At 71.8% G+C, this 15,378-nt stretch carries 13 protein-coding genes; 8 read left to right on the forward strand and 5 right to left on the reverse strand.

Annotated features, from left to right (window positions below):
* Positions 1-37 precede the first annotated feature (37 nt).
* Entirely contained in the window at positions 38-733 is a 696-nt protein-coding gene (locus ACWDEW_RS27915) for a GntR family transcriptional regulator (protein ID WP_450516031.1), read from the forward strand.
* Positions 734-951: 218 nt separating this feature from the next.
* Here the strand turns inward: ACWDEW_RS27915 and ACWDEW_RS27920 are convergent, their stop codons facing one another.
* Positions 952-1,233, reverse strand: a complete 282-nt coding sequence (locus tag ACWDEW_RS27920) for an HPr family phosphocarrier protein (protein ID WP_019072943.1) — start codon at positions 1,231-1,233, stop codon at positions 952-954.
* A gap of 196 nt (positions 1,234-1,429) precedes the next feature.
* Between ACWDEW_RS27920 and ACWDEW_RS27925 the strand changes: the two genes are divergently transcribed.
* The 4 genes from ACWDEW_RS27925 to ACWDEW_RS27940 all read left to right on the forward strand — a co-directional run bounded on the left by ACWDEW_RS27925 (position 1,430) and on the right by ACWDEW_RS27940 (position 6,824).
* Positions 1,430-4,237: a bifunctional acetate--CoA ligase family protein/GNAT family N-acetyltransferase gene (locus ACWDEW_RS27925; protein ID WP_450516033.1), complete on the forward strand. Its 2,808-nt coding sequence runs from the start codon at positions 1,430-1,432 to the stop codon at positions 4,235-4,237.
* 118 nt (positions 4,238-4,355) lie between these two features.
* Entirely contained in the window at positions 4,356-4,943 is a 588-nt protein-coding gene (locus ACWDEW_RS27930; protein WP_019072945.1) for a DUF5998 family protein, read from the forward strand.
* Positions 4,943-6,133 (forward strand): alkaline phosphatase family protein, encoded by a 1,191-nt coding sequence (locus tag ACWDEW_RS27935; RefSeq protein WP_450516035.1) that lies wholly within the window; start codon positions 4,943-4,945, stop codon positions 6,131-6,133. Before ACWDEW_RS27930 ends, ACWDEW_RS27935 begins: the two co-directional genes overlap by 1 nt.
* A gap of 43 nt (positions 6,134-6,176) precedes the next feature.
* Positions 6,177-6,824, forward strand: a complete 648-nt coding sequence (locus ACWDEW_RS27940) for a thymidine kinase (protein ID WP_450516037.1) — start codon at positions 6,177-6,179, stop codon at positions 6,822-6,824.
* Positions 6,825-6,904: 80 nt separating this feature from the next.
* Here the strand turns inward: ACWDEW_RS27940 and ACWDEW_RS27945 are convergent, their stop codons facing one another.
* Positions 6,905-7,708, reverse strand: a complete 804-nt coding sequence (locus tag ACWDEW_RS27945) for a VOC family protein (protein WP_450516039.1) — start codon at positions 7,706-7,708, stop codon at positions 6,905-6,907.
* A 317-nt stretch (positions 7,709-8,025) separates the two neighbouring features.
* Between ACWDEW_RS27945 and ACWDEW_RS27950 the strand changes: the two genes are divergently transcribed.
* The gene (locus ACWDEW_RS27950) at positions 8,026-8,877 is read left to right on the forward strand and encodes a sulfurtransferase (protein WP_450516041.1); all 852 of its coding nucleotides are present in this window, start codon (positions 8,026-8,028) and stop codon (positions 8,875-8,877) included.
* A gap of 96 nt (positions 8,878-8,973) precedes the next feature.
* Here the strand turns inward: ACWDEW_RS27950 and sepH are convergent, their stop codons facing one another.
* From sepH to ACWDEW_RS27965, 3 genes are all read right to left on the reverse strand, one after another.
* Entirely contained in the window at positions 8,974-9,999 is a 1,026-nt protein-coding gene (gene sepH / locus ACWDEW_RS27955; RefSeq protein ID WP_200711016.1) for a septation protein SepH, read from the reverse strand.
* Between the two features lie 470 nt (positions 10,000-10,469).
* Positions 10,470-11,789 carry a D-arabinono-1,4-lactone oxidase gene (locus ACWDEW_RS27960; protein WP_450516043.1) on the reverse strand — a complete coding sequence of 440 codons (1,320 nt, stop codon included), beginning with the start codon at positions 11,787-11,789 and terminating at the stop codon, positions 10,470-10,472.
* Positions 11,749-12,996: an MFS transporter gene (locus ACWDEW_RS27965; RefSeq protein ID WP_450516045.1), complete on the reverse strand. Its 1,248-nt coding sequence runs from the start codon at positions 12,994-12,996 to the stop codon at positions 11,749-11,751. The genes ACWDEW_RS27960 and ACWDEW_RS27965 overlap by 41 nt, the downstream gene beginning before the upstream one ends.
* A gap of 221 nt (positions 12,997-13,217) precedes the next feature.
* Here ACWDEW_RS27965 and ACWDEW_RS27970 point away from each other — a divergent pair, with 221 nt between their 5' ends.
* On the forward strand, positions 13,218-14,345 hold the full coding sequence (locus ACWDEW_RS27970) for a ferrochelatase (RefSeq protein ID WP_450516047.1): 1,128 nt from the start codon (positions 13,218-13,220) through the stop codon (positions 14,343-14,345).
* Between the two features lie 8 nt (positions 14,346-14,353).
* On the forward strand, positions 14,354-15,169 hold the full coding sequence (locus ACWDEW_RS27975) for an inositol monophosphatase family protein (protein ID WP_450516049.1): 816 nt from the start codon (positions 14,354-14,356) through the stop codon (positions 15,167-15,169).
* Positions 15,170-15,378: the final 209 nt, after the last annotated feature.

The following is a 15,378-nucleotide window of genomic DNA, read 5'->3' on the forward strand; positions in this document are numbered from 1 at the left end:
CGTCGACGTTTCACGGGGATTAAGGCGGAGGTCGGACATGCGTATTCCGGCGCACTCGGTATGCACGGCGATCCGGGACGACATCGTCGCCGGTGTCTACGAGCGCGGCGGCCGGCTCACGGAGGAACTCCTCGCGCGCCGCTACGGCGTCTCGCGCGTCCCCGTGCGGGAGGCCCTGCGGACCCTGGAGGCGGAGGGGTTCGTGGTGACCCGGCGGCACGCGGGCGCGTGCGTCGCGGAACCGACCGAGCAGGAGGCCGCCGACCTGCTGGAGATGCGGATGCTGTTGGAGCCGCTCGGCGCCTCGCGGGCCGCCCAGCGGCGCACCGAGGCTCACCTCAAGGTGCTGCGCGGCCTCGTCCGGCTGGGCCAGGAGCGCGCCAGGAGGGGCAACAGCGAGGATCTGCGCTCCCTGGGCAGCTGGTTCCACGAGACGTTGGCCCAGGCCTCCGGGAGCCCCGCCCTGACCTCGATGCTGACCCAGCTGCGGCACAAGATCGCCTGGATGTACGCGGTGGAGGCGCCGGCCAATCCCGTGGAGTCCTGGGCGGAGCACGGGGCGATCGTGGACGCCGTGGCGCGCGGCGACGCCGAGCGCGCGCGGGCGATCACCGCCCTGCACACCGAGCGCGCGGGCAGCGCGCACCGGCTGCGCTTTCCCGGCGGGGCGAACGGCACGGAGCGTGTGAGGACTTCGCAACCTCCCGTAAACATGTCGGGTCTCCGGCATTAACACGGGCGCCGTATACAAAGAAGAGGTAATTCGCGGGGGATTATTTCTGCTGCCCGCGAATGGAATTGCGAAGGGCTCGCCCGGTAATTCGGGCGAGCCCTTCGAGGTTGCGTACGTGGTTTTGCGGAGAAAAGCACCGCAACCATCAATTGAGGAACCCCGACGGAGCGCAACCACCTCCGCGAGAGCGGCGCCGGTTTAGGCGCAAAGAGGGGGGCTCAGACGGTCTCGGGGAGTTCCTCAAGACCCTCCGCGACCAGCTTCGCCAGCCGGTCGAGGGCCGCGTCCGCGCCCTCGGCGTCCGACGCGAGGACGATCTCCTCGCCGCCCTGGGCGCCCAGGCCCAGGACCGCGAGCATGGAGGCCGCGTTGACGGGGTTGCCGTCGGCCTTGGCGATCGTCACGGGGATACCTGCGGCCGTGGTGGCCCGGACGAAGATGGAGGCGGGGCGGGCGTGAAGGCCCTCCGCCCAGCCGACGTTGACGCGGCGCTCAGCCATGTGATGCTGCCCTTCAGAGTCTCAGGGTTGTCTAGACCAGTTTCCCACACGTGAAGCGAGCCCGGACCGGTCTCGCGGACCGTCCGGAAAGGGGGGTCGGACCGCGGCCTCGGCCCCACTTCCCCTCGTCTCCTCGCTGCATTCACCCACAGACTGCCTCGCGCCGTTGTCGGACGCGAGCCGTACGCTGGGCCCCATGCAGCAGACCTCGTCGGACCGGCACGAGTACCCCGCCCACTGGGAAGCCGACGTCGTGCTGCGCGACGGAGGTACCGCGCGCGTCAGGCCCATCACCGTCGACGACGCCGATCGCCTGGTCAGCTTCTACGAGCAGGTCTCCGACGAGTCGAAGTACTACCGCTTCTTCGCGCCGTACCCTCGCCTGTCCGCCAAGGATGTCCACCGCTTCACGCACCACGACTTTGTGGACCGGGTGGGACTCGCGGCCACCGTCGGCGGCGAGTTCATCGCCACCGTACGCTATGACCGCATTAGTGCCGACGGGCGTCCCGCGTCCGCCCCCGCCGACGAGGCCGAGGTCGCCTTCCTCGTACAGGACGCGCACCAGGGCAGGGGCGTCGCCTCAGCCCTCCTGGAGCACATCGCGGCCGTCGCCCGCGAGCGCGGCATCCGCCGCTTCGCCGCCGAGGTGCTGCCCGCCAACAACAAGATGATCAAGGTGTTCACGGACGCCGGCTACACCCAGAAGCGCAGCTTCGAGGACGGCGTCGTACGCCTGGAGTTCGATCTCGAACCCACGGACAGGTCCCTCGCCGTGCAGCGCGCACGGGAGCAGCGCGCCGAAGCGCGGTCCGTACGACGCCTGCTGGTGCCCGGCTCGGTCGCCGTCGTCGGTGTCGGCCGTACCCCCGGAGGGGTGGGCCGCAGCGTTCTCGACAACATCAGGGGCGCCGGATTCACCGGCGGCCTGTACGCCGTGAACAAGGCCTTCCCCGAAGGGCAGAAGGAACTCGACGGGGTGCCGGCGTACCGCTCGGTGCGCGACATCGAAGGCCCCGTCGACCTCGTGGTCGTCGCCGTCCCGGTCGAACACGTCCCCCAGGTCGTCACCGAGTGCGGCGAACACGGGGTGCAGGGGCTCGTCGTGGTCACCGCCGGTTACGCCGAGAGCGGCCCCGAGGGACGCGAGCGCCAGCGCGAACTCGTCCGGCACGCGCGCACGTACGGCATGCGGATCATCGGGCCGAACGCCTTCGGGGTCATCAACACCGCCGCGGACGTACGGCTGAACGCGTCCCTGGCTCCCGAGATGCCCCGCCCCGGACGCATCGGCCTGTTCGCCCAGTCCGGCGCCATCGGCATCGCCCTGCTCTCCCGGCTGCACCGGCGCGGCGGCGGCGTCACCGGTGTCACGGGCGTCTCCACGTTCGTGTCGTCGGGCAACCGCGCGGACGTGTCCGGCAACGACGTCCTCCAGTACTGGTACGACGACCCCGACACCGACGTCGCCCTCATGTACCTGGAGTCCATCGGCAACCCCCGCAAGTTCACCCGCCTCGCCCGGCGCACCGCGGCGGCGAAGCCCCTCGTCGTGGTGCAGGGCGCCGGATCCGCTCCCCAGGGGCACGCCGTACGCGCGACCCGCCTGCCGCACGCCACGGTGTCCGCGCTGCTGCGGCAGGCCGGCGTGATCCGCGTCGAGACGATCACCGAACTCGTGGACACCGGGCTGCTGCTCGCCCGCCAGCCGCTGCCCGGCGGGCCACGGGTGGCGATCGTCGGGAACTCCGAGTCACTGGGGCTGCTGACGTACGACGCGTGCCTCTCCGAGGGGCTGCGCCCGACACCGCCGGTGGATCTGACGACGGCTGCGGCGGCGGCGGACTTCCACCGGGCGCTGTCGGGGGCGCTGGCCGACGACTCCTGCGACGCCGTGGTGGTGACCGCGATACCCGCCGTGGGGGAGGGGCCGGAGGAGGACGCGGCGCTGGCAGAGGCGCTGCGGTCGGCGGCCGAGGAGGTTCCCGGGAAGCCCGTCCTGGTGGTGCATGTGGAGCTCGGCGGACTCGCGGCGGCGCTGTCGGCCGCGATGAGCACGGCACCGCGGGCCGTTTCGAAGCGAGGGGACACCCCTCGCCCCGCGGAACGACCGTCGGCCGCGCCGCAGGCCCCCGAAGGCGTCGGCCTCATCCCCGCCTACCCCGCCGCCGAACGCGCGGTCCGCGCCCTCGCCGAAGCCGTGAAGTACGCCCAGTGGCGGCGCGAGGCCGTCGACCCCGGCCGGGTGCCCGAGTACGAGGACATCGACGAGAAGGGAGCTGCCCGGCTGATCGGCGGGCTCCTCGCGCGCGGGCAGGGCCTCACGCTCGGCGTCGACGAGACCTGCAAACTGCTCGGCATGTACGGCGTCGACGTCCACCGCGCGCTGCCCGCGCCCACCCCCGATGCCGCCGCCGAGGCCGCCGGCACCCTCGGCTACCCGGTCGCCCTCAAGGCCACCGCCCCGCACCTGCGCCACCGCGCGGACCTGGGCGGCGTACGCCTGGATCTCGCGGACGAGGACCAACTGCGGCGCGCGTACGCCGAGTTGGGCGAGCTGTTCGGCAAGCCGGAGGAACTGCGGCCGGTGGTGCAGCGGATGGCGCCGCGCGGGGTCGACACCGTCGTACGGGCCGTCATCGACCCGGCGGCGGGGGCCGTGCTGTCGTTCGGGCTCGCCGGAGCCGCCTCGCAGCTGCTCGGGGACACCGCGCACCGGCTCATCCCGGTCACGGACCGGGAGGCCGGTTCGCTGATCCGGTCGATCCGGACGGCGCCCCTCCTGTTCGGCTGGCGCGGCTCGACGCCCGCGGACACGCCGGCCCTGGAGGAGCTGCTGCTGCGGGTGTCACGGCTGGTCGACGACCACCCCGAGGTGGTCGCGGTGACCCTGGAGCCGGTCGTCGTCGCCGCGCACGGCCTGAGCGTGCTCGGCGCCTCCGTCCGCCTGGCCCCGCCGCCGGTCCGCGACGACCTCGGCCCGAGGACACTTCCCGTCTACTGACGGACCTCCCGCGCGCGGGAGACCGCTTCCGGGTGCTGGTCCCGTGTACTGAGACGGCTGTGACAAGACCGTGCTCGGCGGTGCCTCGCAGTCAGTGGGCCACCGTAGGATGGACGTCATGGCCAAGACCAGTACGACGACCCAGGGGCTGCGTGCGGCGATCGAGCGCAGCGGCTACTACCCGGCCCTCGTGGCCGAGGCGGTGGAGGCCGCCGTGGGCGGCGAGCCGATCCGGTCGTTCCTGGTCCATCAGGAGACCACGTTCGACCAGAACGAGGTGCGTCGGCATGTGACCGTGCTGGTCCTCACCGGCAACCGCTTCATCGTCAGCCACACCGACGAGCAGGCCGCCGACAGCACCTCCCCGACGCCCTACGCCACGACGTCCACGGAGTCCGTGAAGATCGGCCGGATCTCGTCGGTGGTGCTCAGCCGCGTGGTCGCCAACCCGGAGTCGTACAAGCCGGGCACACCGCCCCGCGAGGTCGTGCTGACCATCGGCTGGGGTGCCGTCTCCCGGATCGACCTGGAGCCGGCCGCCTGCGGCGACCCCAACTGCGAGGCCGACCACGGCTACACGGGCAACTCGACGGCGGACGACCTGAGCCTGCGCGTCAGCGAGGCCGGGGACGGCCCGGAGACGGTGCAGCAGACCCTTGCCTTCGCGCAGTCGCTCTCCGAGGCGACCGCGGACGTTCCCCGCTGATGGCGCAGCCCGCAACCTGGGACCACCCCGAACCCCTCGCCGTCGCCTCCGCACCCGTCCCCGAGTACGGCTCCGGCTCCCTCGCCGACCTGCTGCCCACGCTGGCCGCCGGAATGGGCGTTCCCGGTACGGTCGCGGCGATCCCGGAACTGACCGCGGCCGACCGCAACTGCGTCTTCCTGGTCGACGGCCTCGGCTGGGAGCAGATCAAGGACCACGCCGACGAGGCGCCGTATCTGCACGCGCTCCTCGGCAGCTCACGTGGCGGCACAGGACGTCCGTTGACCGCCGGCTACCCGGCGACCACCGCGACCTCGCTGGCCTCCGTCGGCACCGGCCTGCCGCCCGGCGCGCACGGGCTGCCCGGCTACACCGTGCGCAACCCGGCCACCGGCGAGCTGATGAACCAGCTGCGCTGGCACCCGTGGACCGAGCCGAAGACCTGGCAGCCCTACCCCACGGTCTTCCAACTCGCCCAGGCCGCGGGCGTGCACGCCGCGCAGGTCTCGTCCCCCACCTTCCAGAACACCCCGCTGACGAAGGTCGCGCTCAGTGGCGGAACGTTCCTCGGGCGGCTGACCGGCGAGGAGCGCATGGACCTCGCGGCCGAGCAACTGGCCGCCGGGGACCGCTCCCTGGTGTACACGTACTACGCCGAACTCGACGGCGCCGGCCACCGCTACGGCGTCGCCTCGGACACCTGGCGCGGCCAGCTCATGTACGTCGACCGGCTCGTCCAGCGCCTGGCCGAGCAACTGCCGCCGCGCAGCGCGCTGTACGTCACCGCCGACCACGGCATGATCGACGTGCCCTTCGACGAGGAGCACCGCATCGACTTCGACGCGGACTGGGAGTTGCGCGCCGGGGTCGCCCTGCTCGGCGGCGAGGGCCGCGCACGCCATGTCTACGCGGTCCGGGGCGCCGAGAACGACGTACTGACCTGCTGGCGTGAGGTCCTCGGCGAACAGTTCTGGGTGGCGTCGCGTGACGAGGCGATCGCGGCGGGCTGGTTCGGCCCGACGGTCGACGAGCGCGTCCACGACCGCCTCGGCGACGTGATCGTGGCGGCCCGGGACGACGTCCTGGTCATCGCGTCCGAGCGGGAGCCGAAGGAGTCGGTGATGGTCGGCAACCACGGTTCCATGACCCCTGCCGAACAGCTGGTCCCCCTGCTCGAAGTACGCTCCTGAAGCCCCACCGTCCTCCTGTTTGCCGAAAGGTGCTCAACTTCCCATGCCCGAGCTGGTGTTCTTCTCCGGAACGATGGACTGCGGGAAGTCGACCCTGGCGCTCCAGATCGAGCACAACCGCTCGGCGCGCGGCCTGGCAGGGGTGATCTTCACCAGGGACGACCGCGCGGGCGAGGGAAAGCTTTCGTCACGCCTCGGCCTGGTCACCGACGCGGTGGAGGTCGAGGACGAGCAGGACCTGTACGCGTATCTCGTCGACCACCTCTCTCAGGGCGGCCGCGCGGACTACGTCATCGCCGACGAGGCGCAGTTCCTGGCGCCCGTCCAGATCGACCAACTCGCGCGCGTGGTCGACGATCTGAGCCTCGACGTCTACGCCTTCGGCATCACGACCGACTTCCGCTCCAAGCTCTTCCCCGGCTCCCAGCGCCTGGTCGAACTCGCCGACCGCGTCGAGGTCCTCCAGGTGGAGGCCCTGTGCTGGTGCGGCGCCCGCGCCACCCACAACGCCCGCACGATAGGCGGCGAGATGGTCGTCGAGGGCGCCCAGGTGGTCGTCGGCGACGTCAACCAGGCGGAGGCCATCGGCTACGAGGTCCTTTGCCGCCGCCACCACCGCCGCCGCATGACGTCGGCCACGGCACGGGCGGCGGCACTGTCACCGGATGTACTGCCGATGACGTCGGCCTAGGGATCACGACTTCGGGCTGCCCCCTCCGGGTGTGCGGAGCGGCTGATCCGCCCGCACCACCCCGGAAGCGACCCGAAGGGCTACCGCGGCCCCTGGATCACCGAGAACATTGCGCCCTCGGGGTCCGCGACCGTGGCCACGCGGCCGTGGGGGCTGTCGTGGGAGGGTTCGAGGGTGTGGCCGCCCAGGTCTGCGACGCGGCGCAGGGCCTCGTCCGTGTCGGCCACCTCGAAGTACGTCATCCAGTGCGGGCCCCGGTCGCGGGGCAGGGCCGTGCCGACGCCGTGGATGCCGGCGACCGGGGTGCCGTCCAGGTGCAGGGTGACGTAGTCGAGGTCCGCGGAGTCGACCGGGACCCCCTCGTAGCCGAACACCGCCTCGTAGAACTTGGCGACGCTCGCGGTCTCGAAGGTCAGCAGCTCGTTCCAGGCGGGGGTGCCGGGGACGCCCGTGATGGACGTGCCGAGGTGTTCCGCGACCTGCCAGATGCCGAACACCGCCCCCGACGGGTCGGAGCCGATGGCCAGGCGGCCCGCCTCGGCCGCGTCCAGGGGACCCACCCCTACCGTGCCGCCGCACATCCGTACCGTCTCGGCCGTCTGGTCCACGTCGTCCGAGGCGAGATACGGCGTCCAGGCGATGGGCAGATGCCGGTCCGGCGGCAGCTGGCCGATGCCGGCCACCTCCTGCCCGTCGAGCAGGGCCCGCACGTAGGGGCCGAGCTGATGGGGACCGGGTTGGAATTCCCAACCGAACAGCTCCCCGTAGAACTCCTGAGTCGTCGTCATGCCGTGCACCATCAGACTCACCCAGCAGGGTGTGCCCTGCGTACGCCGAGTGTGCGTGTCGCCGTTCAGGCCGGCCGACCCCCGTGCCTCGGTCATCGTCACCTTCTCCTCGGCCCCTCGCGGTGGCCGTTTCTTCCGCACTGCGGATCCGCGTGCCGCAGCCGCGTCACGCCCCGAGCCGATGCTCGCACCCCCTGCGGCGCCACGCGCCCCGGCCGCGCCGTCGACGGGCGGCTCACGTACGGAGGATGCCCGGTCTGTGGCCCCTCGTCCGTTTCTGGTTGATTGCCGTGGGGTGTCCATCGGTTGTACACCATGTGCTCGATCCCGTACGCCTCGTGACCGAGACTGTCCGGCGGGCAGAGTAGTCGGACCCGGCCGTGTCGGCCACCCCTTGCGCGAGGATGGTGTCCATGAACGCCATCATCTCCGCATCCGAACTGGCGAGCGATCTGGCCGGGTCGAACCCGCCGGTCCTCCTCGACATCCGCTGGCAGCTCAGCGTCGCGAAGGCCGCAGGTGAACCGCCCTTCGACGGACACGCCGAGTACGCGGCCGGGCACATCCCAAGTGCCGTCTACGTAGACCTCGACCAGGAACTCGCCTCGGCCCCCGGCGCCCGCGGCCGGCACCCCCTCCCCGACACCGCACGCTTCGGCTCCGCGATGCGCCGAGCGGGTGTATCGGCCGACCGCGCGGTCGTCGTGTACGACGGCGGCCAGGGCTGGGCGGCGGCCCGCGCGTGGTGGCTGCTGCGCTGGGCGGGTCACCCGGACGTGCGGGTCCTCGACGGCGGCCTTCCCTCTTGGGAGGGTCCTTTGGAGACGGATACGCCGACGCCGGCCGAGGGCGACTTCACGCCGGAGCCGGGTGCCGTGCAACTCCTGGACGCGGACGGTGCCGCCGTGCTGGCCCGCAGCGGGGTCCTGTTCGACGCCCGCGCGGGGGAGCGTTACCGGGGCGAGGTGGAGCCGATCGACCGGGTCGGCGGCCACATCCCGGGCGCCGTCTCCGCGCCGACCAACGAGAACGTGGGCACCGACGGCCGTTTCCTCCCGGCGGAGGAACTGGCCGCCCGCTTCAAGTCCCTGGGTGCCACGGAGGGGGCGGGCGTGGGCGTCTACTGCGGCTCCGGCGTCTCGGGCGCCCACGAGGTGCTGGCCCTTGCCGTGGCGGGCATTCCGGCCGGACTCTACGTCGGCTCCTGGTCGGAGTGGTCCGCGGACCCGGAGCGCCCGGTCGCCGTCGGCCCCGACCCGCAGTAGCGGCCGTAGCGGGACAAAGAGGGCCCGCGCCGAAACCGGCGCGGGCCCTCCCTGCCGTAGCCGAACTCCCTTACGGCGAACCGCTCGTACGGCCGACTACTCCTGCTTCTTTCTCCGCGTGCCGAAGACGATCTCGTCCCAGCTCGGGACCGCCGCTCTGCGGCCCGGGCGGACGCCGTCCGCCTCGGCCTGGCGGTCGGTGGAGCCGATGAGCCGGTCGCGGTGCGCGCCGACCGAACGGGGCATCAGGACGTCCGCGTAGGCCGAACCGGCCGAAGCCGCGGGCGCCGGTGGCTCCTCCGCCTCCGGTTCCTCGACGGGCTCCTCGGGGGTCTCCGAGGGGCGCTCGGGAACCACCATGTCGCCACGGAAGCTCGGTACCGCCTCCAGGAGGCTGGTCAGCGAGTCGCGCTCGCTCTCCTCGGCCACCTCGGGCGACGGCAGCGCGGGACGCTCCGGGCGCTCCAGGGCACGGTCCAGCGGGCGGTCGCGCGGGAGCCGGGCGATCCTCGGGACGAACGGGAAGCTGGGCTCCGGGGTGGCGGAGAGGTCGTCGGACTCGCCGATCAGCGAGCGCGCCTCGTCGTCGACGGCCTGGACGAGCCGCCGGGGCGGGTCGTACGTCCAACTCGCCGAGTGCGGTTCGCCCGCGACCCGGTAGACCAGCAGGACCTCCCAGGTGCCGTCGTCGCGGCGCCAGGAGTCCCACTGAACGGTGTCCTTCTCGGCACCGCGCAGCGTCAGCCGTTCCTGAACGGCCTCGCCGAGCTGGGGTCCGGCATTCTCACCGGGGCGGCGGACGGGGGTCTTCCGGGCGCGCTCGGCCATGAAGGCACGCTCGGCGAGCACGGGACCCTCGAAGCGGCGCACCCGGTCGACGGGAATGCCGGCGAGTTGCGCGACCTCCTCGGCGGAGGCGCCGGCACGTATACGTGCCTGGATGTCTCGGGGGCGGAGATGGCTCTCCACCTCGATCTCGATCTGGCCGAGGCGGGGACGGTCGCCGCGTACGGCGGCGCGCAGACGCTCATCAATCGGAAGCGTGTACTCCGTGCTGTCCGCAGCCTTCAGCACCAGCCGTGTGCCGTCGTTAGAGACGGCCACGACACGCAGTTCGGGCATGGGGACCTCCCGGGTGGTGCCTGCCGACGTCACGTGCGTCGCTGCTTCCGCTAGTCGAGTGTGGCCTGCCCGGGTGCAGCCTGCCACAACCTTGCCGAGTTGCCCGGCGTGTCGGGCACGGGCCCGGACTCGCCGTTATGGCACGGTTACTTATTCGCAACGCTAAGTGACCAACTACGTCACCCTGTGCAACTGGCCCCCTCTGAGCGGTCCAAAAGGCCGCGGACGCCCTGGCAGGAGACCGCACCCAGGGCTCGCAACAGTACTCCATTTGGACCACGTGCGTGGATTGGCACGCCACCCAACTTCTTGTGGGGAGCGGGACTTGGCGGTCCGGAGCGGGGTTCGGGCGATCTTGAAAGTGGCGTACTTCACGCAATAGCCGGAAACGGAACTGTCCGAGCGTCCCGCACGTCGCGGGGAACCGGGTACGGCCGATTCCCCGCCCGACTCGCCCGGCGGCTCGCCCGCTACTGCCCCAGCACCCTCCGCAAGTAGTCGTTCTGGAACCGCCGTTCAGGGTCCAGCCGGTCCCGCAGCGCCGTGAACTCGCCGAAGCGCGGATAGACCCCCGCGAAGTACTCGGCGTCCCGGGTGTGCACCTTGCCCCAGTGCGGCCGGCCCTCGTGCGCGGTGAGGATGCGCTCGGCGGCGGTGAAGTACGCCTGATACGGCGTGCCTTTGTACATGTGTACGGCGATGTAGGCGCTGTCCCGGCCGGAGGCGGTGGACAGGGCGATGTCGTCCGCGGGCGCGGTGCGGACCTCCACCGGGTAACTGACCCTGAAGTCGGACTGGTCGACCATCGCCTTGAGTTCCCGCAGCGTGTCCACCAGGGCCGCGCGCGGAACGGCGTACTCCATCTCGACGAACCGCACCCGGCGTGGCGACGTGTACACCTTGTAGGGGATGTCCGTGTACGTCCGCGTGGACCAGGCCCGGGTGGAGATCTGGGCGATGGTCGGAATGGTCGCGGGCGCCGCGCGGCCGACCCAGTTGGCCACCTGCCAGAGGCCGTTGGAGACGAACTCGTCCTCGAACCAGGCGGCCACCTTGCCCACCGGCTGCTCCGGGCCCGCGCTGCGGTTGTTGCGCTTGGTGTTGGTGCTGCCGGTGTGCGGGAACCAGTAGAACTCGAAGTGCTCGTTCTCGGCCCAGAGTTCGTCGAAGCGTCCGGTGACCTCGTCGAAGGTCATCGGCTCCTCGCGGGCCGTGAGCAGGAAGACGGGCTCGACGGCGAAGGTGATCGCGGTGACGACGCCCAGGGCGCCGAGGCCGATGCGGGCCGCAGCGAAGACGTCCGGGTTCTCCTGCTCGGAGCAGGTGAGCACCGAGCCGTCCGCCGTCACCAGCTCAAGTCCCCTGATCTGGGCGGCTATGGAGGCCGATTCGCGTCCGGTGCCGTGGGTGCCGGTGCTGGTCGCCCCGGAGACCGTCTGCTCCATGATGTCGCCCATGTTCGTGAGCGACAGACCCTCGCGCGCGAGAGCCATGTTGAGTCTCTTGAGCGGGGTGCCCGCCTCGACCGTGACCGTCAATGCATCCCGATCAATGTTGCGGATGCCGGTCAACAGTTGAGGGCGGATCAACACACCGTCGGTGGCGGCGATCGATGTGAACGAGTGCCCGCTGCCGACGGCCTTCACCGTCAGGCCGTCCTCACCGGCCCTGCGGACGGCCGCCGCCAGTTCCTCGACGGACGCGGGCGTCACCTCCCGCGCGGGCCGGGACGCGACCGTCCCGCCCCAGTTACGCCACGTGCCGTTCTTCGCGCTCGCTGTGGTGCCCAACAACGGTGCCTCCCCGACCCGGTGCCGGTCTGCTGAGCCGGCGGAACCCGAGGAAACCGACCGCGACCGCGACGGCTCCGGCGACCACCGGAACCCCGTACCCGGCCCGCGCGTCGGCTGCGTCGATCACCCAGCCGGCGACCGAGGAACCGAGTGCGACCCCGACCGCCAGGCCGGTGCTCACCCAGGTCATGCCCTCGGTGAGCTTCGCGCGAGGTACGTGCTCTTCTATGAGGGACATCGTCGTGATCATCGTGGGTGCGATGGACAGTCCCGCAAGGAACAGCGCCACGGCCAGAAGCGGCAAGTTTCCGACCAGTAGGAGGGGGATCATACTCACGGCCATCGTGCATATGCCCAGCAGCCACCGGCGTTCGGGCGCTCCCCGGAAGCGCAGCAGCCCGAACACGACTCCGGCCACGCAGGACCCCGCCGCGTACAGGGCGAGCACCACACTGGCGCCACCCTTGTGACCCCGCTCGTCGGCGAACGCGACGGTGACCACGTCCACCGCCCCGAAGATCGCCCCGGTCGCCACGAAGGTGGCCACCAGCACCTGGAGACCTGCCGCCCGCAGCGCCGAGCCGCCGCCCTCGGCACCCTTCACGCGCGGGTGCGGCGCGGGCTCCGTGGCGCGCTGCGCGGTCAGCCAGAAGACGCCCACCGCCAGGAAGCAGGCGGCCAGCAGGGGACCGGCCTCCGGGAACCACGCCGTGGACAGCCCGATGGAGATGATCGGCCCGAAGATGAAGCACACCTCGTCCACCACGGACTCGAAGGAGTACGCCGTGTGCAGCTGCGGGGTGCCCCGGTAGACGGCCGCCCAGCGCGCCCGGACCATCGCGCCCAGACTCGGCACCGAGCCGATGCCGGCGGCGCACACGAACAGCACCCAGTCCGGCCACCCGAAGCGGGCGGCCAGCAGCAGCCCGGCCGCCGCGGCCAGCGCGACGAGCGTCGCCGGACGCAGCACCCGCCGCTGCCCGTACTGGTCGACCCACCGCGAGATCCGAGGCCCGATCGCGGCGGCGGCCAGCGCGATGGTGGCCGACAGCGCGCCCGCGAGCCCGTAGCGCCCGTTGATCTGGGAGACCATCGTGACCACGCCGATGCCCATCATCGACAGGGGCATCCGGCCGAGGAACCCCGCGGCGGAGAAGCCCTTGGAGCCGGGGGCGGCGAAGAGGGCGCGATAGGGGCTGGGCACGGGTGACTCCGGTCGGAAGGGCGGGGCGGCGGCTCGGTGGTGGTGCGGTGATGCGATGACCGCTCAGTAAGGTGCGAATGCGGCTGATACAGCTTACGAGCAGGTCCGGCCCGATGCACCCGCCCGTGCCGCCCCCGACGCACCGCCCCGGAAGCCCGGGGTTCGCGGTCCGGCACCCCTCCGTTTCCCGCCTGTCAGTGGCGGGTGGCAGGATCGGAGACATGCCAGACACGCTCGATGCCACTCCCTACGACGCCCTGCTCCTGCTCTCGTTCGGCGGTCCCGAAGGCCCGGACGAGGTGGTTCCGTTCCTGGAGAACGTGACGCGCGGGCGAGGCATCCCCAAGGAACGCCTGAAGGAAGTGGGACAGCACTACTTCCTGTTCGGGGGGATCAGCCCCATCAACGACCAGAACCGCGCCCTCCTGGACGCCCTCCGCAAGGACTTCGCGGACCACGGCCTGGACCTGCCGGTCTACTGGGGCAACCGCAACTGGGCCCCGTACCTCACGGACACCCTGCGCGAGATGGTCGCCGACGGCCGCCGCCGCATCCTCGTCCTGGCCACCAGCGCCTACGCCTCGTACTCGGGCTGCCGCCAGTACCGGGAGAACCTCGCCGACTCCCTGGCCGCCCTGGAGGCCGAGGGCCTCGTCCTCCCCAGGGTCGACAAGCTGCGCCACTACTTCAACCATCCCGGCTTCCTGGAGCCGATGATCGACGGGGTGCTCGAATCCCTCGCCGATCTCCCCGAGGACGTCCGGGACGGCGCCCACCTCGCCTTCTCGACCCACTCCATCCCGACCGCCGCGGCCGACACCTCCGGCCCGGCCGAGGCCCACGGAGACGGCGGGGCGTACGTCGAGGAGCACCTGGACGTCGCCCGCCTGATCGTCGACGCCGTCCGCGAGCGCACCGGAATCGACCACCCCTGGCAGCTCGTCTACCAGTCCCGCTCCGGTGCCCCGCACATCCCCTGGCTGGAGCCCGACATCTGCGACCACCTGGAGGAGCGCCACGCGGCCGGCGTCCCCGCGGTCGTCATGGCGCCCATCGGCTTCGTCTCCGACCACATGGAGGTCCTCTACGACCTCGACACGGAGGCCACGGCCAAGGCCGAGGAACTGGGCCTGCCCGTACGCCGGTCGGCCACCGTGGGCGCCGACCCGCGGTTCGCCGCCGCCATCCGCGAACTCGTCCTGGAGCGCGCCGCCGTGGAGAGCGGGCGGCAGGTCACCCCCTGCGCCCTGGGCGCCCTCGGCGCCGGCCACAACGTCTGCCCGGTGGGCTGCTGCCCGGCCCGCGCCCCGCGTCCCGCCGCCGCGGGCGCCGACAGCCCCTACGCATGAGGAGCGCCGTGACCGACCCCCTGCACCAGGAACTGCTGGCACTCGCCCAGGAAGCCGCCCTCAAGGCCGGCGCGCTGCTGCGGGACGGCCGCCCGGCCGACCTCGCGGTCGCCGCCACCAAGTCCAGCCCGATCGACGTCGTCACCGAGATGGACATCGCGGCCGAGAAGCTGATCACCGATCTGATTTCCGAGCAGCGGCCCGACGACGGGTTCCTGGGCGAGGAGGGCGCCTCTGTCACCGGCACGAGCGGTGTCCGCTGGGTCGTCGACCCGCTCGACGGCACGGTCAACTACCTGTACGGGCTGCCCACTTGGTCCGTCTCCATCGCGGCCGAGCTGCACGGCGAGACCGTCGCCGGGGTCGTCGCGATCCCGATGCGCGGCGAGACGTTCCACGCGGTGCTCGGCGGCGGGGCGTGGGCCACGGGCGCGTGGGAGGGCGAACGCAGGCTCGCCTGCCGGCCCGCGCCGCCCCTTGAGCAGGCGTTGGTGTCGACCGGGTTCAACTACGTCACCGAGGTCCGGGTCCATCAGGCCGATGTGGCGCAGAAGTTGATTCCGTTGCTGCGGGACATCCGGCGGGGCGGCTCGGCGGCGGTCGACCTGTGCGATGTGGCCGCGGGGCGGCTGGACGGTTTCTACGAGCGGGGGCTGAACCCGTGGGACCTCGGTGCGGGGGACCTGATCGCCCGTGAGGCGGGCGCCCTGACCGGTGGACGGCCCGGAGAGCGGCCCGGGCGGGATCTGGCGGTGGCGGGGAGTCCGGGGGTGTTCGAGCCGCTTCAGGGGCTGCTGGAGGACTTTGGGGCTTGGCACGACTGAGGGGGTGTGGGGTGGGGGCCGGGGAGCTTGGCCGGTGCTGGGCAGGCGCCGGGTAGCTGGGCCGGTGTGGGGCAGGTCCCGGTTGGCTGGGCCGGTGCTCGACAGGCGCCGTGCGTGCACCTCTTTTGGTTCGGTCGCCTTCGGGGCGCCTGAAGCCGGTGTCGAGAGGCCCACCGCGCGGAGGCGCGCAGCGCCGAGCACGGTGGGGC

It is taken from the genome of Streptomyces sp. NPDC001100 (assembly GCF_053598575.1).